This is a genomic window from Corallococcus sp. AB045, from assembly GCF_003668895.1.
Lineage (GTDB): Bacteria > Myxococcota > Myxococcia > Myxococcales > Myxococcaceae > Corallococcus > Corallococcus coralloides.
Window position 1 is genome coordinate 26,557 of the sequence record NZ_RAWN01000013.1, and the last position, 26,049, is coordinate 52,605.

Annotated in this window: 18 protein-coding genes; 10 read left to right on the forward strand and 8 right to left on the reverse strand. The window is 70.8% G+C overall.

Annotation, left to right across the window (positions count from 1 at the left end):
- Positions 1-19 precede the first annotated feature (19 nt).
- Complete coding sequence (locus D7Y21_RS05205) at positions 20-1,240, reverse strand: phosphatidylserine/phosphatidylglycerophosphate/cardiolipin synthase family protein (RefSeq protein ID WP_233611984.1); 1,221 nt, start codon at positions 1,238-1,240, stop codon at positions 20-22.
- A 193-nt stretch (positions 1,241-1,433) separates the two neighbouring features.
- Here D7Y21_RS05205 and D7Y21_RS05210 point away from each other — a divergent pair, with 193 nt between their 5' ends.
- The 5 genes from D7Y21_RS05210 to D7Y21_RS05230 are packed head-to-tail and all read left to right on the forward strand — an operon-like array spanning position 1,434 to position 6,314.
- The gene (locus tag D7Y21_RS05210) at positions 1,434-1,784 is read left to right on the forward strand and encodes a YciI family protein (RefSeq protein ID WP_121711622.1); all 351 of its coding nucleotides are present in this window, start codon (positions 1,434-1,436) and stop codon (positions 1,782-1,784) included.
- Positions 1,785-1,788: 4 nt separating this feature from the next.
- Positions 1,789-3,027 carry an RNA polymerase sigma factor gene (locus D7Y21_RS05215; RefSeq protein WP_158627235.1) on the forward strand — a complete coding sequence of 413 codons (1,239 nt, stop codon included), beginning with the start codon at positions 1,789-1,791 and terminating at the stop codon, positions 3,025-3,027.
- Between the two features lie 47 nt (positions 3,028-3,074).
- A complete protein-coding gene (locus tag D7Y21_RS05220; protein WP_121711625.1) occupies positions 3,075-4,400 on the forward strand; it encodes a hypothetical protein in 1,326 nt (441 codons plus the stop codon).
- A gap of 10 nt (positions 4,401-4,410) precedes the next feature.
- The gene (locus D7Y21_RS05225; protein ID WP_233611985.1) at positions 4,411-5,847 is read left to right on the forward strand and encodes a DUF2380 domain-containing protein; all 1,437 of its coding nucleotides are present in this window, start codon (positions 4,411-4,413) and stop codon (positions 5,845-5,847) included.
- Positions 5,844-6,314: an NUDIX hydrolase gene (locus D7Y21_RS05230; RefSeq protein ID WP_121711669.1), complete on the forward strand. Its 471-nt coding sequence runs from the start codon at positions 5,844-5,846 to the stop codon at positions 6,312-6,314. The genes D7Y21_RS05225 and D7Y21_RS05230 overlap by 4 nt, the downstream gene beginning before the upstream one ends.
- Here D7Y21_RS05230 and gor read toward each other — a convergent pair whose 3' ends face one another.
- Complete coding sequence (gor, locus tag D7Y21_RS05235; protein ID WP_121711629.1) at positions 6,315-7,745, reverse strand: glutathione-disulfide reductase; 1,431 nt, start codon at positions 7,743-7,745, stop codon at positions 6,315-6,317.
- Between the two features lie 260 nt (positions 7,746-8,005).
- Here gor and D7Y21_RS43410 point away from each other — a divergent pair, with 260 nt between their 5' ends.
- Positions 8,006-11,485, forward strand: a complete 3,480-nt coding sequence (locus tag D7Y21_RS43410; protein WP_304988554.1) for a serine/threonine-protein kinase — start codon at positions 8,006-8,008, stop codon at positions 11,483-11,485.
- Between the two features lie 7 nt (positions 11,486-11,492).
- The gene (locus D7Y21_RS05245; protein ID WP_199735359.1) at positions 11,493-12,356 is read left to right on the forward strand and encodes a methyltransferase domain-containing protein; all 864 of its coding nucleotides are present in this window, start codon (positions 11,493-11,495) and stop codon (positions 12,354-12,356) included.
- On the opposite strand, the gene D7Y21_RS05250 is transcribed toward D7Y21_RS05245, so the two are convergent.
- A complete protein-coding gene (locus tag D7Y21_RS05250; protein WP_233592058.1) occupies positions 12,346-13,203 on the reverse strand; it encodes an SDR family NAD(P)-dependent oxidoreductase in 858 nt (285 codons plus the stop codon). The two genes, D7Y21_RS05245 and D7Y21_RS05250, sit on opposite strands and share 11 nt — an antisense overlap.
- Before the next feature lie 92 nt (positions 13,204-13,295).
- Here D7Y21_RS05250 and D7Y21_RS05255 point away from each other — a divergent pair, with 92 nt between their 5' ends.
- On the forward strand, positions 13,296-15,392 hold the full coding sequence (locus tag D7Y21_RS05255) for an SEL1-like repeat protein (protein WP_158627236.1): 2,097 nt from the start codon (positions 13,296-13,298) through the stop codon (positions 15,390-15,392).
- A gap of 74 nt (positions 15,393-15,466) precedes the next feature.
- Positions 15,467-16,114 carry a DUF2378 family protein gene (locus D7Y21_RS05260; RefSeq protein WP_233611986.1) on the forward strand — a complete coding sequence of 216 codons (648 nt, stop codon included), beginning with the start codon at positions 15,467-15,469 and terminating at the stop codon, positions 16,112-16,114.
- A 9-nt stretch (positions 16,115-16,123) separates the two neighbouring features.
- Here D7Y21_RS05260 and D7Y21_RS05265 read toward each other — a convergent pair whose 3' ends face one another.
- Complete coding sequence (locus tag D7Y21_RS05265) at positions 16,124-18,391, reverse strand: hypothetical protein (RefSeq protein WP_121711639.1); 2,268 nt, start codon at positions 18,389-18,391, stop codon at positions 16,124-16,126.
- A gap of 220 nt (positions 18,392-18,611) precedes the next feature.
- Here D7Y21_RS05265 and D7Y21_RS05270 point away from each other — a divergent pair, with 220 nt between their 5' ends.
- Entirely contained in the window at positions 18,612-19,154 is a 543-nt protein-coding gene (locus D7Y21_RS05270) for a DUF2378 family protein (RefSeq protein WP_120567913.1), read from the forward strand.
- Here D7Y21_RS05270 and D7Y21_RS05275 read toward each other — a convergent pair.
- The 4 genes from D7Y21_RS05275 to D7Y21_RS05290 all read right to left on the reverse strand — a co-directional run bounded on the left by D7Y21_RS05275 (position 19,136) and on the right by D7Y21_RS05290 (position 26,046).
- On the reverse strand, positions 19,136-19,888 hold the full coding sequence (locus tag D7Y21_RS05275; protein ID WP_120567874.1) for a lysophospholipid acyltransferase family protein: 753 nt from the start codon (positions 19,886-19,888) through the stop codon (positions 19,136-19,138). The genes D7Y21_RS05270 and D7Y21_RS05275 overlap by 19 nt on opposite strands.
- On the reverse strand, positions 19,885-20,853 hold the full coding sequence (locus D7Y21_RS05280) for a 3-oxoacyl-ACP synthase III family protein (protein WP_121711641.1): 969 nt from the start codon (positions 20,851-20,853) through the stop codon (positions 19,885-19,887). The genes D7Y21_RS05275 and D7Y21_RS05280 overlap by 4 nt, the downstream gene beginning before the upstream one ends.
- Before the next feature lie 64 nt (positions 20,854-20,917).
- Positions 20,918-22,759, reverse strand: coding sequence for a cyclic nucleotide-binding and patatin-like phospholipase domain-containing protein (locus tag D7Y21_RS05285; protein WP_121711643.1), 1,842 nt, complete (start codon positions 22,757-22,759; stop codon positions 20,918-20,920).
- A gap of 89 nt (positions 22,760-22,848) precedes the next feature.
- Positions 22,849-26,046 carry an efflux RND transporter permease subunit gene (locus D7Y21_RS05290; RefSeq protein ID WP_121711645.1) on the reverse strand — a complete coding sequence of 1,066 codons (3,198 nt, stop codon included), beginning with the start codon at positions 26,044-26,046 and terminating at the stop codon, positions 22,849-22,851.
- Positions 26,047-26,049 lie beyond the last annotated feature (3 nt).

A 26,049-nucleotide genomic window follows, 5' to 3' on the forward strand; every position in this document is an offset into this window, starting at 1 on the left:
GAAAGCGGACAGCCAGCCTTTAGCGCCCGGCGCGCTCGGCCTGGACCTCGCGCGCCTTCGTGAGGTCGTCCAGGAAGATGGCCTCCAGTTGACGTGCCGCCTCCACGTCCTCCAGGACCAGCGAACCTTCCTCCAGCAGATTGAACGACAGCGCGTCGTAGTTGATGGACCCCACCAGCACGAGCCGTTCATCCACCAGCATCGTCTTCGCGTGCATCATCGACGGCTGGTACTCCCAGAGACGCACTCCCGCTGCCCGCAGCGTGTCGTAGGTCTGGCGCTGGAGCACCGTGATGGCCCGCTGATCATTCTTGTCCCCCGGCGCCAGCACCCGCACGTCCACGCCCGCGCGCGCCTTCTCCACCAGCAGCGCCGTCAGTGCGTCGTTGGGCGTGAAGTACGCCTGCGAAATCCACAGCCGCTTCTTCGCCGCCTTCACCATCAGCTGCGTCAGCCGCTCCGCGCGCGTCACCTCCGGGTTCGCCGTGCTGCTGACGAAGGCCGCCCAACCCTCACCCGCGGCGTCCAGGCCGGGCTGGTCCACCGACAGCGTGGGGAAGTCCGTCTGGGGCAGGAGCTCGCCCGTCGTCTCCTGCCAGTTCTCCGCGAACGCCTGCTGGAGCTGCGCCACCACCGGGCCCTGGACCCGCACGTTGGTGTCGCGCCATTCCTTTTCATTGCGCGCGTCGCCCAGCCACTCGTCCTGGATGGCGAGCCCGCCGGTGATGGCCACCTTGCCGTCCACCACGAGAATCTTGCGGTGGTTGCGCGCCAGGTTCTCGTCCGCCGGCAGCGGGCGGAACAGGTGGGCTTCGCAGCCGGCCGCTTGCAGCCGGGGCTTTACCTCCGTCTCGAAGGGACCGCTGCCCAGCGGATCCACCAGCACGCGGCAGTGCACGCCCTTCCGGGCACGCGCGGCCAACGCTTCAATCATCCGGTCGGACGCACGGCCTGGCCGCCAGATGAACATCACGATGTGGATGGAGGCGCGGGCCCGGCCGATTTCTTCCACCATCACGTCGAATACGGCGCCGTTGTTCGCCCACCGGATGCGGTTGCGCGGTTCCATCCGCACGCCCGTCGTCTGGTACAGCGCCGATGCGAAGCCCGCCCCACGCGACCCCACCTGCCCCGTGAGCTGGAATGGACGTGACGACTCCTTCGTGTTGCACGCGGACGGACATCCCGCGAGCAGCAACGCCCCCATCATTCCCCCCAACCATCGTCCGCCCTTGCTCACGCCCGTTGCCCGCGCCTCCTGACCTTCAGGGGTAGGCACCCCCGGGTGACGTGTCACCCGTGAGCGCGAAACGAGTGTTCTCTGTCCACGGAGTGAGTGTGCGCACTGGGCGGTGAGGTAGGTATGTCGATCCTCCGCGACGTGGGCCGTCTTTTTCGACGAAACCCCCGCTGTCCCCCGAAAGGTCCGTCCCATGGCCCGCTACCTGATGCTGCTGCACGAGAACCCCGCCCACTTCGCCGCCATGTCCCCCGCAGAGCTGCAGGCCATCGTGGAGGAGTACGCCCGGTGGAGTGACGGGCTGCTCCAGGAGGGCCGCCTGCTCCAGGGCGAGAAGCTGCGCGACGAGGGCGGCCGGCGCCTGAAGCAGCAGGGGGGACAGTTGCTCGTGTCGGACGGGCCGTACGCGGAGGTGAAGGACGTGGTGGGCGGCCTCTTCATCCTGTCCGCGGATTCGTATGACGCCGCCGTGGCCCTGGCCCGGCCGTGTCCACACCTGCGCTACGGCGGTGAGGTCGAGCTTCGCGCCATCGAAGAGGTCTGACGGCGTGTCCTCCGCGACGCAGGTGCTGGAGCTGGCCTTTCGCGAGTGGTCCGCGGGGCTCGTCGCGGCCCTGGCCCGGCGTGTGGGGCTGGGGCGGTTGGACCTGGCGGAGGACTCGGTGCAGTTCGCCATGCTCCAGGCGGCTCGGACGTGGGGCTTCCATGGCATTCCCGAGCAGCCTCGCGCGTGGCTGCTGCGCGTGGCGCTGAACCGACTGACGGACCTCTTGCGGCAGCGCGCGCCGGAGGTGCCGGAGGAATCGGAATCCGAGGAGGAGGCCGGGCCGCCGGAAGAACCCACGCGCTTCGCGGCGGAGCTTCCGGACGATGCGCTGCGGTTGCTCTTCGCGTGCTGTCATCCGGCGCTCTCCCGCGAGATGCAGGTGACGCTCACGCTGAAGGTGGCGTGTGGCTTCTCCGTGCGTGAGGTCGCCGCCGCGCTGCTCGCGGACGAGCCCACCGTGGCGCAGCGGTTGGTGCGCGCGAAGCGGACGCTGCGCACCTGCCGCGCCACGCTGGAGGTGCCTTCTCCGGAGGTGCTGCCGGAGCGGCTGGGCGCGGTGCACGCCGCGCTCTACCTGCTCTTCAACGAAGGCTACGAAGCCTCCGAGGGCCATGACCTGTCCCGCGCGGAGCTGTGCTCGGAGGCGCTGCGCCTGGCGGAGGTGTTGCTGTCGCACTCGGGGACCGTGACACCGGAGGGCCATGCGCTGGCGGCGCTGTTCTGCTTCCGCACCGCAGGGCTTCCGGGGCGCGTGGATGCGCGGGGCGCGTTCGTGCCGCAGGAGGCGCGGACCGGGACGGAGTCGTCGCCCCTCTTGATGTCGCGAGGGCTCTGGCACCTTCGCGCTTCGATGGGGACGGTGCTGACTCCGCTGCACCTGGAAGCGGAGATCGCCCTCATGCATGCGAAGGCGTCCACGCCGGGGCCGGAGGACAGCGCCCGGTTGCTGCGGCTCTACGATGCGCTGCTTGCCCTCAAGCCGTCGCCCATCGTCGCGCTGGGGCGGGTGGTGGCGCTGTCGCGCGTGCGCGGGCCGGCCGAGGCGCTGGCGGCGTTGGGGCCCTTGCGCTCGGAGTCCGTGCTGCGGCGGTATCCGTATCGCTTCGCCGTGGAGGGCATGCTGCTGGAACAGGTAGGGGCGCGGGGCAGGGCGGCGGATTGCTTCCGTCAGGCCGCGACGATGGCGCGGACGCCTCCGCAACGTGAGTACCTGCTCTCCCGGGCCCGAGCCTGCGAGTAGGAGGCTGCGTGCTACCGTCCCGCTCCGTCGAGACACCGGGAGCGGACATGGCGTTGAGCACGTCGGATGACTTCAAGTCGGACCTGGGCATGGAGCCTCGTCACCTGCTGCCCATCGTGTCGCGACTGAATGACTTCGTCCGGCCGTTCTGCGCCGCGCTCGATGCGTTCCATGCGGACTGGAGTGGCTGGGGCAAGGCCTCGTACTTCCTCACGGGCAAGCAGGCGTGGGTGGACGCGAAGCTGAAGGCGCTCGATACGGCGGAGCACCTGCTGTACCGGCTCTGCGACCTGGAGCAGGAGCGGCTCGCGCATTCCAGGGCGTCGCGGCTGCTGTTGATGCGGCTCCTCGTGGAGATCCAGGAGACGCACATCGAGATGGTGGACTACGTCCACGTGAACAGCCTGAAGCTCTTCACGCCGGACCGCGGGACGCTGGGGACCGCCGTGTTGAATCAGCTGGACGCGGACTGGGATGCGCTGCGCAACGGCACGGGCGCGGTGAAGCTGCCCACGGGGGCGCAATACGCGCGCGGCAACCGCGAGGTGCGCGCCATCCACGCGCGGCTGCTGTCCCGCCCGCATGGCCGGGAGTTGATGCGGTGGATCCTCGAGGACACGGAGGCGGATCCGGAGTGGCCGGTGACGCTGGTGTTGACCCAGGCGTTCACGCCCTCCGCCAACTTCCGGCAGAAGGTGGTGGTCAACAAGCTGCGGCTGCAGGCGACCTCCGATGAACTCAATCGCCTGAAGGCCGAATACGAAGGGATGACCCAGGAGTTGTCCCGCATCGAGGAGTCCTCGCGGCGAGGCAATGAGCCGTGGGGTGAGCTGCGCCAGCGCCTGGCGTCCACGTCGAAGCCCTATGCCGAGCTGACCGAGGCGCGTGAAGCGCTGAGCAAGCCCATGTTCGCGATGGAGGAGGAGCTCGGCTGGTACGACGAGGACGGCCACGGTGAGGACTACCTGTTGAGCGAACCTGCGCCGGGGCTCGCGGGCAAGCGCCCCACCGGGGGACGCGGCTCACAGCTCAGCCTGCGCTCCGGGCTGCGCGACAGCACGCAGCGCAACTACTCCCGCGACCAGCACCCCATCCCCGCGCCGGCGTTCATCGTGTACGGGCACGAGCTCATCCACATCCTGCAGAACCGCTACCCCACGCGGATGGTGTTGCAGCCCCTGAACTACACGACCGGACACACGAAGCACGGCTACAGCAACACCACGGAGCACGAGACCATCCGAGCGCTGCGAAAGCTCCGCACGGACGCGCACCTGCCCTTCTACGAGAACCAGCTCCGCGACGAGCACCAGCTCACGAAGCGCAAGCACCACACGGGCACGTCTGCTTTCGAGTTGGGCGAGACGGACTGAAGGGGCTGCCATGGCCTCCAGTTTCCGGGAGCAGTGGATGGTGCGAAGTGGGATGGTCTTGCTGTTGCTGGCAGTGGTGCTGCTGGCCGCGGGATGTGCTTCCGCGCCGCATCCGCGGAGCTTGAGATACGCGCCGGGTGGAACGTCCGTCTTCTCCGGGCAGGAGCAACGGTCGCCGCGCCGCCAGGGCACGCGTGACAGCGATGCATTGACGCGCGATGCAGTCCTCGCGGGCATTGCCGACGTGAAGGGCTCGCTCGGCGGCGTTGAAGCCGCGCTATCCAAGCTGGCGGACCGTCCACCGCCTCTCTTGGGGTGGAGCCTCAAAGGCGTCTTCACCCGCTACCTCGACCATGGCTCCAGTCAGGTGAAGTGGATGAAGGGTGCGCTCGGGAGCGCCACCGCGCTGACACGCGTGGCCACGGAGGTGGAGGACTCGAACATGGAGCAGGGCCTCCTGCGCATGACGGGGCCGAAGCTCCAGGTGGCCATGTTCGGCACCTTGCTCCTGGCCACCTGGGTGGACTTCCTCCACCTCGCGGACGCCGTGCTCCGGAACTGTCCGACGTGCAGCGTCGAGAAGCTCTTCGTCGACCTGCATCGTGTGCAGGAGTTGATAGAGCCCGCGCTGGCGGACCTCGCCTCCCAGGATCCGGAGCGGGTGGAGGCGGCGGCAGTCGCGATGCCCGAGTTGATGGGGAAGCTGACCCGTGAATTCGACGCGATTCATCGCGAGGCCCGCGCGAGCATGAAGCTCGGTGGGCAGGTCCTCGCGGCGGTGCGGGCGGTGGAGATGGTCGCCATGATTTCCACGCTGAAGGTGTCGCTGCCGCGGCTGCCTCCCTCAGCGCCTGCGTCGCTGGGCGTGGGCTTCGTGATGAGCTCGGGAGGAGTGATGACGGGCTCGCGGCTGGTGGTCTCCGCCGAGTGGGTGGAGATGATGCGAAGGCTTGTGCGGGCGGGCGTCATCTCCGTCCCCGCTGTCAGCTCCGCCGTCCTCATCCACGGCGGACAGGTGCTGATGGCGCAGGCGCCTCGGGACCTGCCCAAGGGCGTGCGTGAAGCGCTGGGTGACAGCCCCGAAGTTCGTGCGATGCACGAAACCGGCAGAGCGGGGGCGGGCATGTCCGATGCCCCGAAGCATCATGTGCTGCCTCAAGAGCACCGTGAGTGGTTCGAGCGGCGCGGATTCAAGGGCGACATGGACATCAACCAGTTCTGTGTCCGGATGGAGCGGGCGCACCACGAAGCGATTCACGGTGGGGGGAACTGGAAGCAGGGACGCAAGTGGCCCGGCGAGTGGAATCGGATGATCATGGAAGCATTGAGTGAAGCTGAAGTGGAAGTTGGCCGCATGCTGACGCGAAATGAGGTCCTGAACATTGTCGCGTCTCGGATGCAGCGCTACGACATCCCAATGAAGTTCATTCAATGGGGACCGCGATGACCGACGGCCGTTCTTGGCAAGGCAACTGGAAGGCCCGCCTTTATGAGCGTGTGCGCGAACGCGGCTTCAGCTCGCTGACAGCCTTCGCCGAGGCGCGGCCTGCCGTTTCGCTGAATCAGCTTGCCGAGGAACTTGGCAAGGATGACATCGCTGGGGTGCAGGTGTTGGGTGGGTTGCATGCCGAGGCGGAGCAGCGCAAACAGGTCACACGTTTTGTGCGTGACGTGCTCGTGCGAGAACTCTCCGAGAGCCTCCCCCAGGGCTGGCCGGCTGTGATGGATGACGAAGCTCGTTTCCAGGTCGCGAAGGTGCTCGGCTGCTGGTCCGCTGATACTCCTGATACGCACAAAGAGCGGGTCAAACAGGCCCGAGCAGCCCTTCGCGTGAGTCCTCCGCCTTCCGGCTGGCGTCCGCTGGGCCCTGACGACGAGCTGCTCCGCACGCTCCTCCCCGACGAAGAGGCGTGACTACTTGCGCGTATCCCCCGGAGGCGTGGCCACCACCTCGCGCCCCAGCTCCAGCATCGTGGCGCTCTCCGACGGATCCGGGCGCTTGTCCCGCAGCGTGACGAACTCCTCCGCGGCCGTGGGGTGGATGCCCACGGTGGCGTCGAGCTGCTTCTTCGTCACGCCGCACTTCAGCGCCACCGCGAGCCCCTGGATGATCTCCGGCGCGTCCGCTCCCACCATGTGGAAGCCCAGCACGCGCTCCGTGCCTCGCTCCACCACCACCTTCATCATCGACCGCTCATCCCGGCCCGTCAGCGTGTGCTTCATGGGCCGGAAGCTGGAGACATAGACGTCCACCTTGCCGTATCGCTCCATCGCCTCGCGCTCCGTGAGCCCCACCGTGCCCACGGGCGGCTGGCTGAACACGGCGGACGGGACGTTCTCGTGGTCCATCGTCACCGGGTTGTTCCGGTACAGCGTCTCCACCATCGCGCGGCCTTCCGCGATGGCCACCGGCGTGAGGTTGAGCCGGTCCGTCACGTCCCCCACCGCGTAGATGCTCTCCACCGACGAGCGTGATTGCGCGTCCACCACCACCGCGCCGCGCTCGTTCAGCTTCACGCCCGCCTCCTCCAGGCCCAGGCCCTGCGTGTTGGGCACGCGGCCGGTGGAGTACAGCACCGCGTCCACCTCCAGCGTGTCCCCCATGCGCGTCAGCAGGCTGAGCGTGCCGTCCTCGCGCTTCTCGATGTCCTGGACGAACGTCTCCGGGCGGATGTCCACGCCCTTCTTGCGCATCTCCTGCGTCAGCGCCGCGCGGATGTCGTTGTCGAAGCCTCGCAGCACCGTGTCGCCGCGAATCAACATCGTCACCTTCGCGCCCAGCGCCGCGAAGATGCCCGCGAACTCCACGCCGATGTAGCCGCCTCCCACCACCGCCACCCGGCGCGGCAGCGTGGGCAACTCCAGCGCCTGCTCCGACGTGAGCGCGTGCTCGATGCCCGTTACCTCCGGCAGGTAGGGCCGCCCACCCGTGGCCACCAGGATGCGCTCCGCCGTGTAGCGCTTGCCCGCGACCTCCACCGTGTGCGCGTCCACCACCCGGCCCCGGCCCTCCACCAGCGTCACGCCCGCGTCGCGCAACAGCCGCCCGTAGATGCCCGTCAGCCGGTCCAGCTCCTTCGCCTTCACCGCCTGGAGCTTCTTCCAGTCCAGCGCGGGGCCGTTCACCGTCCAGCCGTAGCCGGCCGCGTCCTCCATGTCGTAGCGGTAGTGCGCCGCGTACACGAGCAGCTTCTTGGGCACGCACCCGCGCAGCACGCACGTGCCGCCCACGCGCCCCTCCTCGCAGATGGCCACCTTCGCTCCGGAGGCCCCCGCTCGCCGGCTGGCCGCCACGCCGCCCGACCCCGCGCCCAATGTGAACAAGTCGAAGTCGTAGCCAGCCATCCGGTGTCCTCACTGCGTCAAAAGTGATGTTCCAGCGCTCCAGAGGGAAGGAACCCTGCCGGGCCCCGCCCGCCGGGTTGCTCCCCAGGGTCCGAAGCGCCTCCTGCTTCGGCTGCCCCTGACGCATTCAATCCCCCTCCCGCACGAGAAGGGGGGATATCCTTACCCGCGCGTAAGGGCGGCTCCCCCTCATGTCTCACCCCCCCTCCTGTCAGAACTCCCCCCGGGCGGATGCCCCGGATGCCGACACGTCTCCGGGCATGGATCCAGAAGTGGTGGGGCGCCGGTACCGCATCCTCGACCTGCTGGGGCGCGGCGGCGCGGGCACCGTGTGGCGCGCGCAGGACGGGCTGTCCGGGCCGGTGGCCCTCAAGCGGCTGCACAAGACGGTGGCGGACCTGGCTCGGCGGCCCGGCCGGGGCACCCCTTCCGCCTTCGCCACGCAGGGCATGGCGCTGTCGCTGGCCCACGAGTTCCAGACGCTGGTGTCGCTGCGCCACCCGCACGTCATCCGCGTGCTGGACTACGGCTTCGACGCCGAGGGCCGCCCCTACCTAGCCATGGACCTGCTGGAGGACGCGCGCACGCTGGTGGAGGCCGGCACGGACGCGCCCCTGGCGACGCAGGTGGGGCTGCTCATCCAGACGCTCCAGGCGCTCGCGTACCTGCACCGGCGCGGCATCATCCACCGCGACCTGAAGCCCGGGAACGTGCTCGTGGTGCGCGGCCAGGTGAAGGTGCTGGACTTCGGTCTGGCCGTGGGCCGCGACCAGCAGGGCCGCCGCGCGCAGCCCGCGGGCACCCCCGGCTACCTGGCCCCGGAGCTCTTCGAGGACCAGCCCCCGTCCGAGCTGACGGACCTGTTCGGCTTCGGCGCCATGGCGTGCCAGATGTTCTTCGGCCGGCTGCCCCACGCGGGCCAGGTGTTCGCGACGCCGGGCTTCCCGCCCGCGCTCAAGGCCCTGCTGGAGCAGTTGGTGGCGCCCGAAGCCCACCGCCGTCCGCGCGACGCGGAGGCCGTCATCACCGCGCTAAGTGACGCCGTGGGCCAGCCCCGGCCCGCCGAGTCCGCCGCCACGCGCGAGAGCTTCCTCCAGTCCGCGCGCTTCGTGGGCCGCGTGGCGGAGCGCGAGCATCTGACGGACGTGCTCGACGCGGCGCTCGCGGGCCAGGGCAGCGCGTGGCTCATTGGCGGCGAGAGCGGCGTGGGCAAGTCGCGCCTGCTGGAGGAGGTGCGCTCGCTGGCGCTGGTGCGCGGCGCGATGGTGCTGCGCGGCCAGGCGGTGGACACCGGCGGCGTGCCCTACCAGGAGTGGCGCGCGGTGCTGCGCTGGCTGCCCATGCTCACGGAGCTCTCCGACCGCGAGGCGCGAGTGCTCCGGCCGCTGGTACCGGACCTGGAGGCGCTGCTGGGCCGCGAGGTGCCCGCCGCTCCGGAGCTGGACGCGGACATGGCGCAGCTGCGCCTGCACCAGACGGTGGAGGACCTCTTCGCCCGCCTGTCGCAGCCCACCGTGGTCATCCTGGAGGACCTGCATCAGGCGCACGCCGAATCGCTCCAGCTCCTCGCGCAGCTCGCGGCGAGGGCGCCGGGGCTGCCGCTGCTGTTGCTCGTGAGCTTCCGCGACGACGAGTCCCCGCAGCTGCCGGAGCACCTGCCCGGCACCCGCGTGCTGCGGCTGCAACGGCTGAACGCGGAGGAGATCGCCCAGCTGGGTGAGTCCATGCTGGGCGCCGTCGGCCGCCGGCCCGACGTGGTGGAGCTGCTGCGCCGCGAGTCGGAGGGCAACCCGTTCCTGCTGGTGGAGGTGGTGCGCGCGCTGGCGGAGGACGCGGGCGGCCTGGACCGGCTGGGCGCCGTCGCGCTGCCCCAGCGCGTGTGGGCGGGCGGCATGCGCGCGCTGGTGCAGCGCCGGCTGGAGAAGGTGCCGCGGGACGCGCGGGAACTCTTGGACGTGGCGGCGCTGCTGGGCCGGGAGCTGGACCTGGCGGTGCTGGAGCGGGCCGCGCCCGGCGTGGACGTGGAGGCGTGGCTCACCGACTGCGCGGCGGCGGCGGTTCTGGACGTGGCCGACGGCCGCTGGCGCTTCGCGCACGACAAGCTGCGCGAACGGTTGCTGGAGGACCTGTCCCCGGCGATCCGGCCCGCGCTCCATCGACGCGCGGCCCTGGCGCTGGAGGCGGCCCACCCCACGGGCCACGCCGCCGCGCTGTCGTACCACTGGGGACAGGCCGGGGACGTGGCTCGCGAATCGCACCACGCGCGGCTCGCGGGCGAGGAGGCGCTGGCGGTGGGCGCGTGCCGGGAAGCGCTGCCGCTGCTCTCGCGGGCGCTGGCGGTCGCGCCCCAGGCCACGCCGCTGGAGCGGGGCCGCGTGGAGGCGCTGCTGGCGGAGGCGCGCTTCCAGCTGGGAGACCTGGAGGCCTTCCGCGCGCACGCGGAGTCGGCGCTCGCGCACTTCGGCTGGCGCGTGCCCTCGTCTCGTGCGGCGTGGGTGCTGGGCACGCTGACGCAGGCGCTGGCGCGGCTGGCGCAGAGCGCACGGCCGGATGCGTACGTGGATGATTCCCGGCGGCGCCGGGAGACGCGGCGGGTGGCGGGCCGGCTGCTGATGCGGCTCACCGACGCGTTCATCTACGCGCAGGAGGCGCTGCCGGTGCTCTGGAGCGGTCTGCGCATGCTCAACCTGTGCGAGCCCGCGGGGCCCACGCCGGAGCTGGCGCGCGGCTACACGGTGATGGCGGTGGTGGCGGGCACGGTGCCGGTGCACCGCGTGGCGGACGCGTGGGTGAAGCGGGCGCAGGAGGTGGCCGAAAGCGTGGGCCGCCCGGCCGACCTGGCCTACGTGCTCAACCGCAACGCGGTGTGCGCGGTGTACCAGGCGCGCTGGCAGGACGTGGAGACGTGGCTTTCGCGAGCGACCGCCATCGTGGACTCGGTGGGGGACCTGCGGCTGGCGGAGGAGTGCCGCGCGCTGCTCACCGTGTCCGCCATGTACCGGGGCCAGTTCGCGCGGGGCCTGCCGCTGATGGACTGGCTGGAGGCGTCCGCGGTGCGCCGGGGCTCGGCGCAGACGCGGCACTGGGCCCAGCATTATCGCGCGCACATGCTGGTGCGGCTGGGTGAACACGCTCGGGCGCGCATGGCGCTGGAGCCGGCGCTCGCGTGGACGGAGGCGCATGGCGGCGCCACCGACCGCATCATCGTGGACGGCACGCTGGCGCTCTTGTGTCTGCGCGAGGGCGACGCGGCGGGGGCTCGCGCGGCGGCGGAGAAGGCGCTGGTGCGGCTGTCCGCGGGCAAGCCGGTGGCGCACTTCGTCTACTTCGGCGCGACGGCGGTGGCGGAGGTGCTGCTCACGCTGTGGGCGCGCGAGACGCCCGGGCCTGGATTGCAGGCGCTCACGCACAGCGCTCGGGCCGCGCTCCAGGCGGTGGAGGGCTTCGCGCGGGTGTTCCCCTTCGGCGAGCCCGCCGCGTGGCTGTGGCGTGGCTGCGAGGCGTGGCTCGCGGGCAAGCACCGCAAGGCCTTCCGCGCGTGGAAGCGCTGCATCGCGGAGTCGGACGCGCGGGGCATGCCCTACGAGGCGGCGCGCGCGCGGTTGGAGTGGGCGCGGCGCCTGCCCGCGGACGACGCGGAGCGCGCGGAGTTGCTGCGTCGGGCGGCGGAGGACTTCACCCGGCTGGGGGCGCGCGATGACCTGGCGCGGACCCTGGCCGAACAGGGGACGGCAGGGTGACGAAACGATGATGTGGCTGCAAGACGTGGCGTTGCTGGCATGCCCGGATTGCCGGGGCCAGTTGGTGTGGCACGGGCAGAGCGAGGACGACCGGCTGGACGAGGGACGTCTGCGCTGCGGCGGCTGCGGCGAGACGTGGGAGGCGGAGGACGGCCTGGCCCGGCTGTACCGCGAGGACCGCGTGCAGGGGACGGACCGCCTGATGCGCCACATCTACGACGGGCTGCCCGCGCTGCACGACCCGCTGACCGCGGTGCTGACGCCGCTGTTCCAGTCCGTCTCCGAGTCACGGATGCGCGACGGGTACATGCGCAGGTTGGAGCTGGGCGCGCTGAAGCCGCGCGAAGACGGACAGCCGGTGCGCGTGCTGGAGGTGGGCGTGGGCGCGGGCGCGAACCTGCCGCGCATCCGGGGCGCGCTGCCGCCGGGCCTGCCCGTGGAGGTGTGGGGCCTGGACCTGAGCACCGGCATGCTGGCGCAGTGCGAGAGGCGGCTGCGCAAGGGCCGGGGCGTGAAGGACACGCGGCTGCTGGTGGCGGACGCGCACGCGCTCCCGTTCAAGGACGGCCTGTTCGACCGCGTCTTCCACGTCGGAGGGATTGGCGGCTACCGCCAGCCCGCGGTAGCGCTGCGGGAGATGGCGCGCGTGGCGCGGCCCGGCACGCCGCTGGTGGTGGTGGACGAGCAGCTGGACGCGGCCTTCCGTCCGTCGCTGTTCCAGCGCGCCGCGTTCCGTGCCCTCACGTTCTACACGCGCGACGCGAAGAGCCCCCGCGACCTGCTGCCTCGCAACGCCGAAGACGTCATCGAGGAGCAGGTGTCACCGTTCTACTATTGCCTCACGTTCCGCGTTCCGGCCGTCACGGGTTGAGCACCAGGTCCAGCAGCTTCAGCGTCATGCCGCCGGTGAAGTCGATGGTGGCGCCGTTGAACCACGCGGCGTCGTCACCCACGAGCACGGTGACGAAGCGGGCCACCTCTTCCAGCGTGCCCATGCGCCCCGCGGGGTTCATGGCCGCGTGGCGCGCTTCCAGTCGGGCCAGCGCTTCCGGCGAGTAGACGTGGCGCAGCGCGGGCGTCATCACCGTGCCGAACTTGAGCAGGTTGACGCGGTGGCCCTTCGGGCCCAGCTCCATGGCCAGGTGGCGCACGTACATCTCCAGCGAGGCCTTGGCAGCGCTGATGAGGCCGGTGTTGCCCAGGTGCGTCTCATCCAGCGGGTTCTGCAGGCCCAGCAGGCGCGCGTCCGGGGCCAGCAGGTCGCGTTGCACCAGGGCCTGCGTCCAGTACACGAACGAGTGCGCCATGCAGTCGAACGTGCGCTGGATGCGGCGCGGGTGCAGCCGGTCCGGGCCCTCGGAGAGGAAGTGGCCCACGGACGCTCCGGCGATGGCGTGCACGAACAGCTTCACGCTGCGGGGGCCCGCGCGCTGGAGCAGCTCGTCCGCGCCTGCCTCGGCGGCTTCGGGCGTGGAGGCATCCGCCTGCCGCAGGTGCACGTCCCGGCCCGCGTCGCGCACGCGGGTCTCCAGCTCCCGCGCGGTGTCCGGGTAGCGGCCCCGGTGCACGCCGAAGACGTTCAGCCCCGGCTTGCGCGCGACGGCCTCCGCGATGGCCGCGCCCGAGCCGGAAGATGCACCCAGGATGAGCGCCCACGCCGGGGGAGCACCCTCCGATGCGGCTGGAGGAAATCCGCAGGGGACAGGGGGCTCGTGCATGGTGCTCCCATCATAGGAGGCCACGCGGGGTGGGGCTCGGGAGACGGCAGGGGGCCTCGACGGAAAGGGGAACGGAGTGGAAAGATCCACCCATGCCCTCAGTGAAGCTCCTCTTCGCGTGCCGGGTCGTGCCCGTCCTCGCACTTCTCGCGGCCTGTGCCCATGGCTCTTCGGACGAAACGAAGTCGGAGGCCGAGCAGGAGCTCACCACGCTGTACCAGCGCACCTGCGGTGGGAGGCTGGCGCAGGCGTGCTTCGAACAGGCCGAGCGCCTCCGCGTGGGCGACGGCGTCCCGAAGGACGTGGCGCGCGCGGCGACGCTCTACGAGCTGGGCTGCAACGGCGACGACCTGCGCGCGTGCGTGGCGCTGGGGGTGTTGAAGGAAGAGGGGCGGGGCGTCGCGAAGGACGAGGCCGAGGCGGCGCGGCTGTACTCGCGGGGCTGTGAGCGGGACCTGCCGGAGGGCTGCGGCCACCTGGCGCTGCTGTACGGCGAGGGCCGGGGCGTGGCGAAGGACCTGGCGCAGGCGGTGCGCCTCTACGAGCGCGGCTGCGCGGGGGATGACCGGCTGGCGTGCAACAACCTGGGCGTGCTGACGCTGATGGGCGGCTTCGGCGTCGAGCAGGACGTGGCGGCGGGCATGGGGATGCTGGTGCAGGCGTGCAACCGGAGCCTCGGGGTCGCCTGCCTCACGGTGGCGCGCGAGTTCGACCAGGGCACGCGCACGCGCAAGGACGCGCGCCTTGCGTCCAGCTACTTCCGCACGGCTTGCGGCCTGGGGGAGAAGGACGCGTGCGCCTTCGCGAACACGGCGGAGAAGCCGGAGCCCACGCCCACGGCCACGCCGGAGGAGGGCGCGAAGCTGGAGGAGATCCGCGCCATGTGCGAGACGGGCTCGGGCGTGGGCCTGGGCATGGCGTGCTACGTGATGGGCACCGCGTACGAGAAGGGCGGCGCGGGCGTGGCGGTGAACCCCGGCCGCGCGACGATGTTCTACCAGCGCGCGTGCGACCACGAGGTGCCGGAGGCCTGCGGCGACGTGCGGCGCATGCTGGGGCTCGCGGCGGACGGCACGAAGGCGGAGGCGCCGAAGCAGTCCGTGTTGCAGTCGCTCCAACTGGACCCGGCGAAGACCGCGCCGCGGAAGCCGAAGGGGTCCGTGCTGCAATCGCTCCAACTGGACGTGGGGAAGGTCACCTCGAGCGCGAAGCCCGCGCCACGCGCGTCCATCGACCGCTGGAAGGACGAGTGCCGGGACGGAAAGGGCGAGGGCGATGCATGCGCCCGGCTGGGAGAGGTGCTGCTGGAAGGGAGCGCGGGGCTCCCGGTGGATGTGACGAAGGCGATGCAGCTGCTGGAGGACGCCTGCATGAAACGCACGCCCTCCGCCTGCGTGCGGCTCTGGCGCGTGCTGTCCTTCGGGGATGAAAACCTGAAGATCAAACCGGCTCCGCTCGTGGGCCTCGTCTTCCTGGAGACGGGGTGTGAGGCGCGCAACGGCGGCCCGGCGTGTGAGGCGCTGGGCATGGCCCTGATCAACACCTCCCGTCGATACGCGAATCCGGGGAAGGGCATGCAGGCCCTTCGCGACGGGTGCTTCACCCATGAGGACAGCAGGAGCTGCGCCGTGCTCATCCACCTGACGCGACAGCTCGCGGACTCCGGGCAGGAGGGGCTGAACGCGGAGGCGCGGCGCAGCCTCCCGCTCGTCCTGGCCCAGGGATGCAAGTCGCACATGCGGCTTGCCTGCAAGGAATCGGGCCAGCCGTTGCCTGAGGACAACCTGGGGGTGCGCAACCTGCGGGCGGACTGCGACGCGGGCGACCCGGATGCCTGCGCGGACCTGGCCCATGAATACCGGCAGGCCAACCGCGTCGACCGCGACCTCGAAGAGGAGCTCCGGGTGGCGGAGAAGGGGTGCTCGGGTGGCAGCGCCCGCGCCTGTGGCCACCTGGCGATGCGCTACAGCGAGACGGTCACGGGAGGAATGCCGCGCGACCTGGACAACGCCTTCGCACGCGCGGAGCAGGCCTGCGCCATGAAGTCCTGGGGCGCGTGCAACCAGCTCGCGCGGCTCCTGCAGGAGCACCGGCACCTGGGAGCGGACGCGCCGCAGGTCCAGGAGGCCCAGGCGCTTGACTGCCTCTACCGGCCCGTGGCCTGGCGCCCGAAGGAATGCGCGAAGTAGGCCCTTCATCGCGTCATCCGCGCCGGAGCTGAAACGCCGCGGCCACGGGCTTCGTGGAGTTGCGCCGTCCGCTGGTGGAAAGCCCGCTGCACGAAGGGATGGATGGGTTGTTCCCGGGTCCGTCCGCGTTTACCGATGAAGGACGCATCCCCAGCGCCGTGGAGAAGGAGCATCCCATCGTGCGTCCTCCGGAGAAGGTCGTGTTCGGCCACACCGTCGAAGGCCTGCTGGTGGCCCTGGATGGGCATCTGGAAGGCCCGCTCCGCCCGAGGTTGAAGGCCGTGGGGCTGGACCTGGACCAGAAGCTGGCGCCCGCCTATCCCCGGGACCAGTGGCACCAGATGTTGCTCCTGGGCGCGCAGGTGCTCTTCCCCCACCACTCCGTCGCCCAGGCGCACTGGCACCTGGGCCAGCGCTTCGTCACGGCCTACTTCTCCACCCGCATCGGCCGCGCGCTCCATGGTGTGGTGAAGCTGCTGGGCCCCGCGCGCACGCTGGAGCGCACGACGCGCAACATGGCCTCCGGCAACAACTACCTGCACGTGGACGTGGTGCGCCTGGCCGCCACCGACTACCGGCTCCGGGTGAACGAAGGCGGCATCCACCCGGAGTTCATCGGGGCCCTGTGCCACTTCGGCACGCTGACCACCGGCGTGAAGGGACTCACCACCGTCGTGGAGGGCCGTGAAGGGCCCTCCGCGACGTACCGGATGCGCTGGTAGCGGCCGTGCTCAGCCGTGGGAGATGACGAACTCCTGTTCTCCCACGCGCACCTGGAGCAAGCGCTGGATGCCCGACCCCAGCTTCCACCGGATGGCGAGCTGATCCATCCACGCGACGAACGCGGTGACGCGGAAGTCGTCGCAGGCCAGGTCATCCAGGGCCGTGAACACCTGCTGCACGGCGGAGGTCGCGTCGTTCTCCGCGATGACGGCTTCCGAGTGGATGGCCTTGTTCAGCGTGATGAGCTTGTCGAGCAGGTCCCTCCAGAACACGTACACCTTCCCGTACGGCTGGCCCCCGATGTCGCCTCCGTAGCGTGACGACTGCACGAGCACGTCCGAGAACGTGCCCGTGCCGCCGGTCTGCTCCCAGTGTGACGCGACGAAGCCGTCCGCCCCCGCCTGGGTCTTCAGGTGCCAGGCCACGCTCGCCCTGGCCCGGTCCAGCGTCCAGTCCTTCGCCCCGTCCTTGAGGTACGCGTCCCAGAGCGGCGTGTAGAGCTCTTCCCGGCGCTGGAGGCTGGTGCGCACGGGCTGGCTGGCCCGGGGCAGGGCGCGCGCCAGGGCCCTGGCGAAGGCGTTGCGTTCGAAGGCGGGTTCGGAGCCCAGCTTCGCCAGCAGCCGCCGGAAGCTGGGGTTGTCCACGCGCAGGTCCAGCCGCGTGGCGGTCTTCGTGCCGGCGGGCGCCGCGCGGAAGAGGCGGTCCACCAGCGCCGGCGCGTCCTCCGGACGGACCGCGCCCCAGACGGTGGCCGCGTCCACCGCGCGTTGGATGAGCTCCTTCGACAGGCCGTCCTCCACGTGGCTCTGGGCGAAGAAGGAGTATTCGAATTCGTCCGCGCTGGGCGTGAGGCTGAAGCGCGGCATCTGGGCGCTGAAGTCGAGCCCCCAGCGGGAGGTCTTCCCGTACAGCACGCCCGAGCTCGTGTAGCTGCGCGCCCCCAGGAACGCGTAGCGGCGCGGGCCCTGCCGGTGGTCGCGGGACGCGTGCTGGACGACGGCCTTGAGCTTCCGCCGGTCCTCCTGCGAGGCGAAGTTGACGTCGCGCCAGCCCAGGCCCAGGCCCCAGACGCGCTGGGACTCCACGGACTTCATGTGGAAGTAGCGCCGCAGCCAGGTGTCATTCACCCGGCGCTGGATGGAGGCCAGGTCGCCGGAGACGAACGCGCCATGCGCGCCCGCCAGCTCCCCGACTGGCACCTCCAGCTCCAGCAGCGTCGCGTCCTCGGTGCTGCGCGCGTACTCGTATTCGAAGCCGGCCTTGAGCGCGCCGCTCACCACGCTCTCCACGAAGTCCTTCAGTTCTTCATACGCGGCCGTCACCGCCGCGACCGTGGGCTCCACCGACTTGAGGAACCCCAGCTGCTTCAGCAGCGCGGCGGCGACCTGGAGGAGCGCGGGCTGGAGCGAGCCCTGCTCCAGGCCTTCGACGAGCTTCAAGGCGTCCTGCACCTTGGAGTCCACGGCGCTCAGGATGGAGGCGAGCAGCGGCGACGAGTGCCCCAGCGAGACGCCCGCGGACACGTGGACCGCCGCGCCGTCCGAAGTGGCCTTGCGGACCGACACGCGGAACGCTCCGCCGTCCTTGGGCCGGGAGAAGACGATGCGGAACTCGTCCTGGAGCGACACGGTGCCGCCGATGGACGCGCCCGCCTCCGCCTTCAGCTCGAACACCAGTTGCCCGGCCAGCCGCTTCGCGAGCGCCCCCACCAGGGACGTGCTGATGGCGGACCAGGACACCTTCACGCCGGCCTTCAGGGCCACGCACGTCTGGAACGACAGGGCATCACCGGGCTGGAGCGCCTGCACATCCCCCAGCACGAAGGGCAGGCGCAGGGACTTCACGTCCGAACCCAGCGCGGCCTCCAGCGTCTGGGTGGCGGCGTGGTGCCGGTAGTCCGCCACCTTCACCTGGAGCGACCCGCCGCCGCTCAACTCGACGAAGGGGAAGTCCCCCTGGCCGTTGGCCTCCGCGCTCAGCTCCGCCGCGTACTTCAGCCAGCACGCGGCCCCGTCCGGGGAGAAGAGGGGCTCCACCGAGGAGCCGTCCAGCTCCTTCGGGGGCACGCCGATGATGCCGTACGCGTCCTTGTCGTTCCGGTCGTTGAAGAGCTCGACGGGGACCTTGAACGCGCCCGTCAGGGACACCTCGCCGCCCTGGATGGGGATGGCCTTGTTGCCGTTCAGCTCCGCGTGGCCCAGCGCCTGCTCGTGCGCGGCGTTGCCCAGCGCGAGTTTGAGCGTGTTCACCGCGGGAATGTGGATGCTCCAGCTCATGAGACTCCCCCACCTTGGAATGACTGTGTCCCAGGGACCGCTGAGCAATCATTGCCGTGGGGCCTGCCTGGCCGCTTCTGACGGCGGGGAGGTGCGACTGTCCTCACCGTGAAATCGTCATCACCCCTAGGATGTAGGGGTTGTCCACGAGTCGGTGTTCGAACTAACCAGGGGGCACCCAAGCCACGTCATCCCCCGAGACGTGGCGGAGGAGCCCCGCGTGTCGAACCCCTCGGAGATCATCTTCGGCCATACGGTCGAAGGGCTGCTGTTGGCCTTGAAGGGCCGGCTGGACGGTCCGCTGCGCGCGAAGCTGAAGGACGCCGGGCTGGACCTGGACCGGAAGCTGGAGCCCGCGTATCCGAACGCCATCTGGCAGAAGGTCCTGCAGCTATGCGCGACGGAGCTGTTCCCGGGGGTGTCCATGAACGAGGCGCAGTGGCGGCTGGGTGAGCGCTTCGTCGCGGGCTACTTCGAGACGAACATGGGCCGCGCGCTGCAGACGGTGGTGAAGCTGCTGGGTCCCGCGCGCACCCTGGAGCGCACGTCGCGCAACCTGGCCTCCGGCAGCAACTTCCTGCACGTGGAGGTGGAGCGGCTGGCGGACACGGACTACCGCGTCAAGGTGAACGAGGGCGGGACCTACCCGGAGTTCATCGGCTCCATCTGCCACCACGGGACGCTGGCCACCGGCGTGAAGGGACTGACCACCGTGGTCGAGTCCCGCCAGGGCCGCGCCGCCATCTACCGCATGCGCTGGTAGTCCCGCGCCGCGTCCAGCAGTCCCTGCACCGCGCCTGTCACCTCGCGGTGCACCGTCAGCAGGGACTCCCGGTCCGCCGCGTCGAAGCCCGGGTTCAGATGGGTTGTCAGTGGCTCTCCAACCCATTGGGTCATCTTCACCGGGAAGGGCAGGGACAGCGGCCACAGGCCCGTGGCGCCCACGCCCAGCCATAGCGGCAGCCTTCCGGGCAGCCCCACGCGCTTGCCCCACGCGTAGCCGTCGTTCAGGCCCACGTAGGCGTCGTCCATTCCGTGGCCCGCGATGGGGACGATGGGCAGGCCGTAGTGCACGGCCAGCCGCAGGTAGCCCAGCCGCTCTCCCCAATCCACGCGGTAGCGGTGCCGGAAGTCGCGGCAGCCCTCGCGCGTGCCTCCTGGCTGCACCAGGATGTGCTCGCCCTTCTTCACGGCTTCGGCCAACAGCGGCCCGTCGCCGGTGACGAAGCCCAGCCCGTCCGCCACCTGCCGCATGCCGGGGATGCGGTCGAACGCACCGTGCGCGATTCCGTGCGGCAGGTAGCCCAAGCGGTCGTGCAGCGTCACCGTCAGCATGCACAGGTCCACCGCCAGGGGCCGCCCGTGGTAGCCCACCAGCAGCTTCGCTCCAGGGCGCAGGAGCGGTTCCAGGTTCACCACTTCGTAGCGGTGGTAGCGCTGGAGCAGGCGGAACGTCGTCAGCCACGCGGCCCGTGCCGCCGTCGCCGTGACCGTCACCCGCCCACCCGGTACAGCACCGCGCCGTGCGCCACGCCCGCGCCCACGCCCACCATCAACACCCGGTCCCCCGGCTTCACCGGCCGTGTGCGCCACAGCCGGTCCAACCCCGTGCCCAGCGATGCGGAGCCCACGCTGCCCACCGTGTCCACCACTGTGACGCTCTTCGCCTCCGGTACCTCCAAGGACTGGAGGATGGCCGCGAACATGCTCCCGTTCGGCTGGTGCGTGAGCACCCACTCCACGTCCGCCACCGTCAGCCCCGCGCCCTGGAGCACCGCCGAGGCCGCGCGCTTCAACGCGCCCAGCGCCACGCGGGTCATGTCGCGCGATGGCGTGAGGAAGCGCATGCCCTCGCGCTGGCCCGTCTGGTGCGGGTTCTCCAGCACGACGTCCGGCGGCAGCGTGCCGTCGTTGCCGAACGAGGCCCCCAACACGCCCTCGCCGGGCCGTGCCTCGCCCAGCACCACCGCCGCCGCCGCGTCACCCAGCACCAGGTAGGGACGTGGGTCTTCCGGCCGTGTGGTGCGCGACAGCAGCTCCACCGACACCACGCCCACCGGCCCCAGCCCCGTCGCCACCGAGCGTGCCGCCAGGTCGAACGCGCTCAGGAAACCCATGCACGCGTTGCCGATGTCCATCGCATCGCACGTGCCGGACAGCCCCAGCGCCGCCGCCACCCGGCTGCCGTTGGCCGGCGTGGTGACGTCCCCGCCCATCGACGACACGAACAGGATTCGCCGGAGCGCCGTCGCCGGAAGTCCCGCTGCCTCCAGCGCGCCTCGCAGGGCCTGGGCTCCCAGGTCCGCGGCGCGCGTCCCCGCAGGAGCGAAGTGCCGCGTGCGGATGCCCGTCTTGCGTTCGACCTCCGCCGCGTCGCGGCCCACGCGCGCGCAGACCTCTTCCGTCGTCACGGCCGGGCCGGGCAGCACGCTCGCGGTGCCGAGGATGCGAACCGGAATCATGCGGCCCTCCTGCGGCCGGCCGGCTTCCCGCGCAAGAACTCCCGCGCCTGGCTGCGGCCAGGAATCATGCGGCCCTCCTTCCGCCGGCCGCGTTCCGGCGCCCTCGCAGCGCCTCCCAGGCCTGCTTGAGCTCCAGCAGCTTCTGCTCCAGGTCCATGTCGCGCGCGGCCTCGTCCAGCACCTCGTCCACGTGCGTGAAGCGCATGGAGCCGAGCAACGGATGCTCACGCGTGCCCACGTCGTAGCGCAGGTCCCCTCTCGCGGACTCCAGGTCGCCGCTGCGGTGCAGGAGCAGCACGCCGCTGGCCAGCAGGTCCTTCGCTCGCGCCACCGGGTTGAGCGCGGAGAGGAACAGCCCCACCGCTCCGGGCAACAAAGGCCGCGCGGCGTGGTGGTGACCCGCGGGGAAGATGTTGCTGGAGAAGATCAGGTCCGCGCCCGCGTGGAGCAGCACGTCCACCGGCACCATGCTGGTGAATGCCCCGTCCACGTAGCGCGCGGGCGGCTGGAGCGTGGGCGCCCAGACGCCCGGGGCGGATCCGCTCGCGCGCACCGCCAGCGCCAGCGGCCCCTTCTCCAGCACCACGCAGCGGCCCGTGGTCAGGTCCGTCGTCACCGGCAGGAAGCCCATGGGCAATTCCTCCAGCGCCAGGTCCCCCAGGTCGCCGCGCACCAGCCACTCCATGGCCTGCGTCGTCACGACGGAGGACAGCGCCGCGGCGGACAGGTGCCCGCCCCGCGCGCGGTGCTGGAGCCGGCGCAGGCCGTCCAGGCCTTCACGCCCGTCGCGCGCGGTGCCGCAGTAGTACGCGCCCACCAGCGAGCCCATGCTGGCGCTGCTGAGGAAGTCCACCGGCACGTCCAGCGCGGCCAGCCTCCGCAACAGGTGCACGTGGTAGAAGCCCCACACGCCGCCGCCGCTGAGCGCCAGTCCCACGCGCCGGCCGGTGATGGCGCGCGCCCACCGCGACAGCGCGTCCAGCGTCCCCGCGTCCAGGCCCAGCGCCGCCAGCGGCCGCGAGTCCCCGGGCCGCACCACCAGCCGCTCCCAGTCCAGCCGCAGCCGGCACCCGGGCGGCGGCGCGTCCTCGTCCCAGCCGTCCTCGTCCGGCAGCGAGCGCCCCCGCAACGTCGGGCTGCCCATCGGCCGCCACGGCGACAGCAGCACGGTGGGCAGCACCGGCGCTCCCGGCGTCCCCACGCCGTCCGCCTCTCCACCTGGAGGCATGAGCCGCACCTCGCGCGGCGTCAGCGCCTCCGGCACCGGCGCGCCATCCACCAGCACGCAGTCGAAGTCCTCGCCCTCGGGGAGGAGCGGAGCGCCCGGCGTCACCGTGCGGCGGAACACGCGGTCGGCTCCGCGCACCGCTCCGTCCGTGCGCTTCGTCCCCGCGCGCACGAGCAGCACCCGGTCCCCGAAGTCATGGACCATCACCTTCGCCACCAGCTCCACCAGCACGGACAGCATCGCGGGCGGCAGCTCCAGCCCCTGCTGCGCGCGGAACGTCACCACGTCCGTGCGCGGCGTGGCGCCGCCGCGCGGCACCGTCGCCACCGCCTCCAGCTCCGCGCGAGGAAGGAAGAGGGCGTGCGACGCGGACGCCGCCGTCACCGTGACGGGCCACGTGCCGCGCGCGAGCGCCTCCACGCCCAGCGACATCCCCGAGCGCAGGTGCAGGAGCACCGTCCCTCCCGCCGTCATCCGCCACTCGCCCGAACGCAGGAGGTAGATGCCGTCCACCGGCTCGCCCTCGCGGCAGATGCCCTCGCCCGGCTGGGGTTCCACCGGCCGGGCCCGCTCCAGCAGGCGGAGCAGGGCGGACGCACGCGCGTGGCGCAGCACGGGGGCTTGCTTCAACGTGTACAGCCACCGACGCCGCTCATCGACAGTCAGAGGAGAAGGCATGCGTCGCTCAAGGATAACCAGGACGCTCCGGCGCCGGGTAGCACGCCAGAGTGCCTGCCCGCTCCGTGCGGGTCCTTCGCGACGCGCCGCTACGCCGGCTGGGGTCGCGGTGGCTCCCCCTCGGGAGGGATGGACGGCGGCGGCGGATTCTGCGGTCCGCTCGGTGGATTGCCATGCTTGCGGTGTTTCAGGATCTTCGTGCGCGCGCCTTCCACCAGCGCGTAGAGCACCGGGATGAAGATGAGGTTCACGAAGGTGGAGAAGAGCATGCCGCCGAAGACGGCCGTGCCCAGCGACTTGCGCGCGGAGGCGCCCGCGCCGCTGGCCAGCATCAGCGGCACCACGCCGAAGAGGAACGCGAAGGACGTCATCAGGATGGGACGCAGGCGCGTCTCCGCCGCGTTGATGGCGGACTCCACCACGCCCTGACCCTGCGCGCGCAGCTGCTCGCCGAACTCCACGATGAGGATGGCGTTCTTCGACGCGAGGCCCACCAGCATCACCAGGCCCACCTGACAGAACACGTCGTTCACCAGCCCTCGCAGGTTCTGCAGGAGCAGCGCGCCCATCATCGCGACGGGCACCGCGAGCATGACGACGAAGGGCAGGGCGAAGCTCTCGTACTGCGCGGCCAGCACCAGGAACACGAACACGATGCCCAGCGCGAAGATGACGAGCACGGTGTTGCCCGCGCTCTTCTGCTCCTGGGACAGGCCCGTCCACTCGAAGGTGAAGCCCGGCGGCAGGGCCTGCTTCGCCACCTCCTCCATGGCGTTCAAGGCCGTGCCGGTGGAGGTGCCGGGGCTGCCCTGGCCGTTGATGTTGGCGGAGCGGAAGAGGTTGTAGTGGGTGATGTTCTGCGCGCTGGTGATGGGCGTCACCTTCACCAGCGCCTCCAGCGGCACCATGGCCCCGGTGTCCGCGCGCACGTAGAAGCTGCCGATGTCCTTCGGGTTGTCGCGGAAGGGCGTCGCGGCCTGCACGAACACGCGGTAGACGCGGTTGGCGAAGGTGAAGTCGTTCACGTACTGGCTGCCCAGGTACACCTGGAGCGTGGAGAACAGCGAGGACAGGGGCACGCCCATGGCCTTGGCCTTCTCCCGGTCCACGTCGATGTTGAGCTGCGGCGAGCCCGCGGTGAACGCGGAGAACACGCCGCGCAGCCGGTGATCCTGGCCCGCCTTGCCCACCAGGGCCTGGGTGGCCTGCGCCAGCTCCTCCAGCGTGCGGCCACCCTGCTGGTCCTCCAGCACGAACTCGAAGCCGCCCACGCTGCCCACGCCTCGGATGGCGGGCGGTTGCAGGGGCAGCACGCGCGCGCCGCCCACCTGGCTCAGCGGGCCGCGCAGGCGCTCTATCAGGCCCGCGACGCTGGACTCCTTCGCCTTGCGCTCCTCCCAGGGCTTCAGGTTGATGAAGAGCGAGCCGTAGTTGGCGCCCGTGCCCAGGAGCGAGAAGCCGCCCACGGTGAAGATCTGCGTCACCTCCTCCTGCTGCTTGATGAGGCCCTCCACCTGGATGAGCACGTTGCGCGTGTACTCCAGCGACGTGCCCTCCGGGCCCTGCACCGCGATGATGATGTAGCCCTGGTCCTCGTCCGGGATGAAGCCCGTGGGCGTGGACCGGTAGAGCAGGCCGGTGGCCACGAGGAACACCGCGAAGATGCCCACGACGACCCACCGTGCCTTGCCCAGCATCACGCCCAGCAGCTTCCCGTAGCCGCGCCGGAGCGCGTCCAGGCCCTGGTCGAACTTGCGCGCCAGGACGAACTTCTTGCCCTCGTTCGGGCGCAGCAGGCGCGCGCACAGCGCGGGGGACAGGGTGAGCGCGACGAGCGCGGAGAGGCTGATGGAGAACGCGATGGTGAGCGCGAACTGGCGGTAGATGGCGCCCGTGGTGCCGGGGAAGAAGGACACCGGGATGAACACCGCGGACAGCACCAGCGCGGTGGCCACCACCACGCCGGCCACCTGCTGCATGCCCCGGTGGGTGGCCTCCTTGGCGTCCACCTTCTCGTGCTCGATGACGCGCTCCACGTTCTCGATGACGACGATGGCGTCATCCACCACCAGACCCGTGGCCAGCGTGAGGCCGAAGAGCGTCAGCGTGTTGAGCGAGAAGCCAAACGCGTTGACGAACATGAACGTGCCGACCAGTGACACCGGCAGCGTCGTCACCGCCACCAGCACGCTGCGCCAGCCGTGCAGGAAGATGAAGATGACCAGGATGACCAGGAGGATGGCTTCCCCCAGCGCCTGGAGCACCTCCTCGATGGAGGCGCTCACCGCGGCCGTGGTGTCGAACGCCACCTGATAGGTGAGGCCCGGCGGGAAGTTGGCGGACAGCCGCTGGAGCTCCGCCTCCACGCCCTTGCGCACGTCCAGCGCGTTGGAGCCGGGCAATTGCGTGATGCCCAGGCCCACCGCGTCCTGTCCGTTGAAGCGCAACAGCTGCTGGTAGTTCTCCGCGCCCAACTGCGCGTTGCCCACGTCGCGGATGCGCACCAGGGCGCCGTCAGCGCCGCGCTGGATGACGATGGCGCCGAACTCGTCCGCGGACGTCAGCTGGCCCTTCACCTGGAGGGACAACTGGTACGCCTGGTCCTTGGAGGACGGGGCCTGGCCCACCTTGCCCGCGCCCACCTGGACGTTCTGCTCCTGGAGCGCGTTGACCACGTCCTGCGCGGTGAGGCCGCGGCGGGCCAGCTCCGTGGGGTCCAGCCACAGGCGCATGGCGAAGCGGCGCTCGCCGAAGATGCGCACGTCGCCCACGCCCTTCACGCGCAACAGCGCGTCGCGGATGAAGACGTCCGCGTAGTTGCTGATGAACTCCGTGTCGTAGCGCTTCTCCTTGTCATAGACGCCGAAGGAGACCAGCAGCTGCGTCTGCGCCTTGCGCACGGTGACGCCCAGCGCGTTCACCTGAGAGGGCAGCTGCGGCGTGGCGGTGGCCACGCGGTTCTGCACGTCCACCGCGGCCAGGTCCACGTCGCGCGACGGGTCGAACGTCGCGGTGATGGTGCACTGGCCGTCGTTGGTGCTGGTGGAGGACATGTAGCGCATGCCCTCCATGCCGTTGAGCTGGCGCTCCAGCACGGTGGTGACGGCGCTCTCCACCGTCTCCGCGGACGCGCCGGTGTAGGTCGCCGTGATTTGCACCTGCGGCAGCGCCAGCTCCGGGTACTGCTCGATGGGGAGGCTGGGAATGGAGATGGCGCCCACCAGCGTGATGAGGATGGACAGCACGCTGGAGAAGACGGGGCGCTGGATGAAGAAGTCGGTGAACATGGC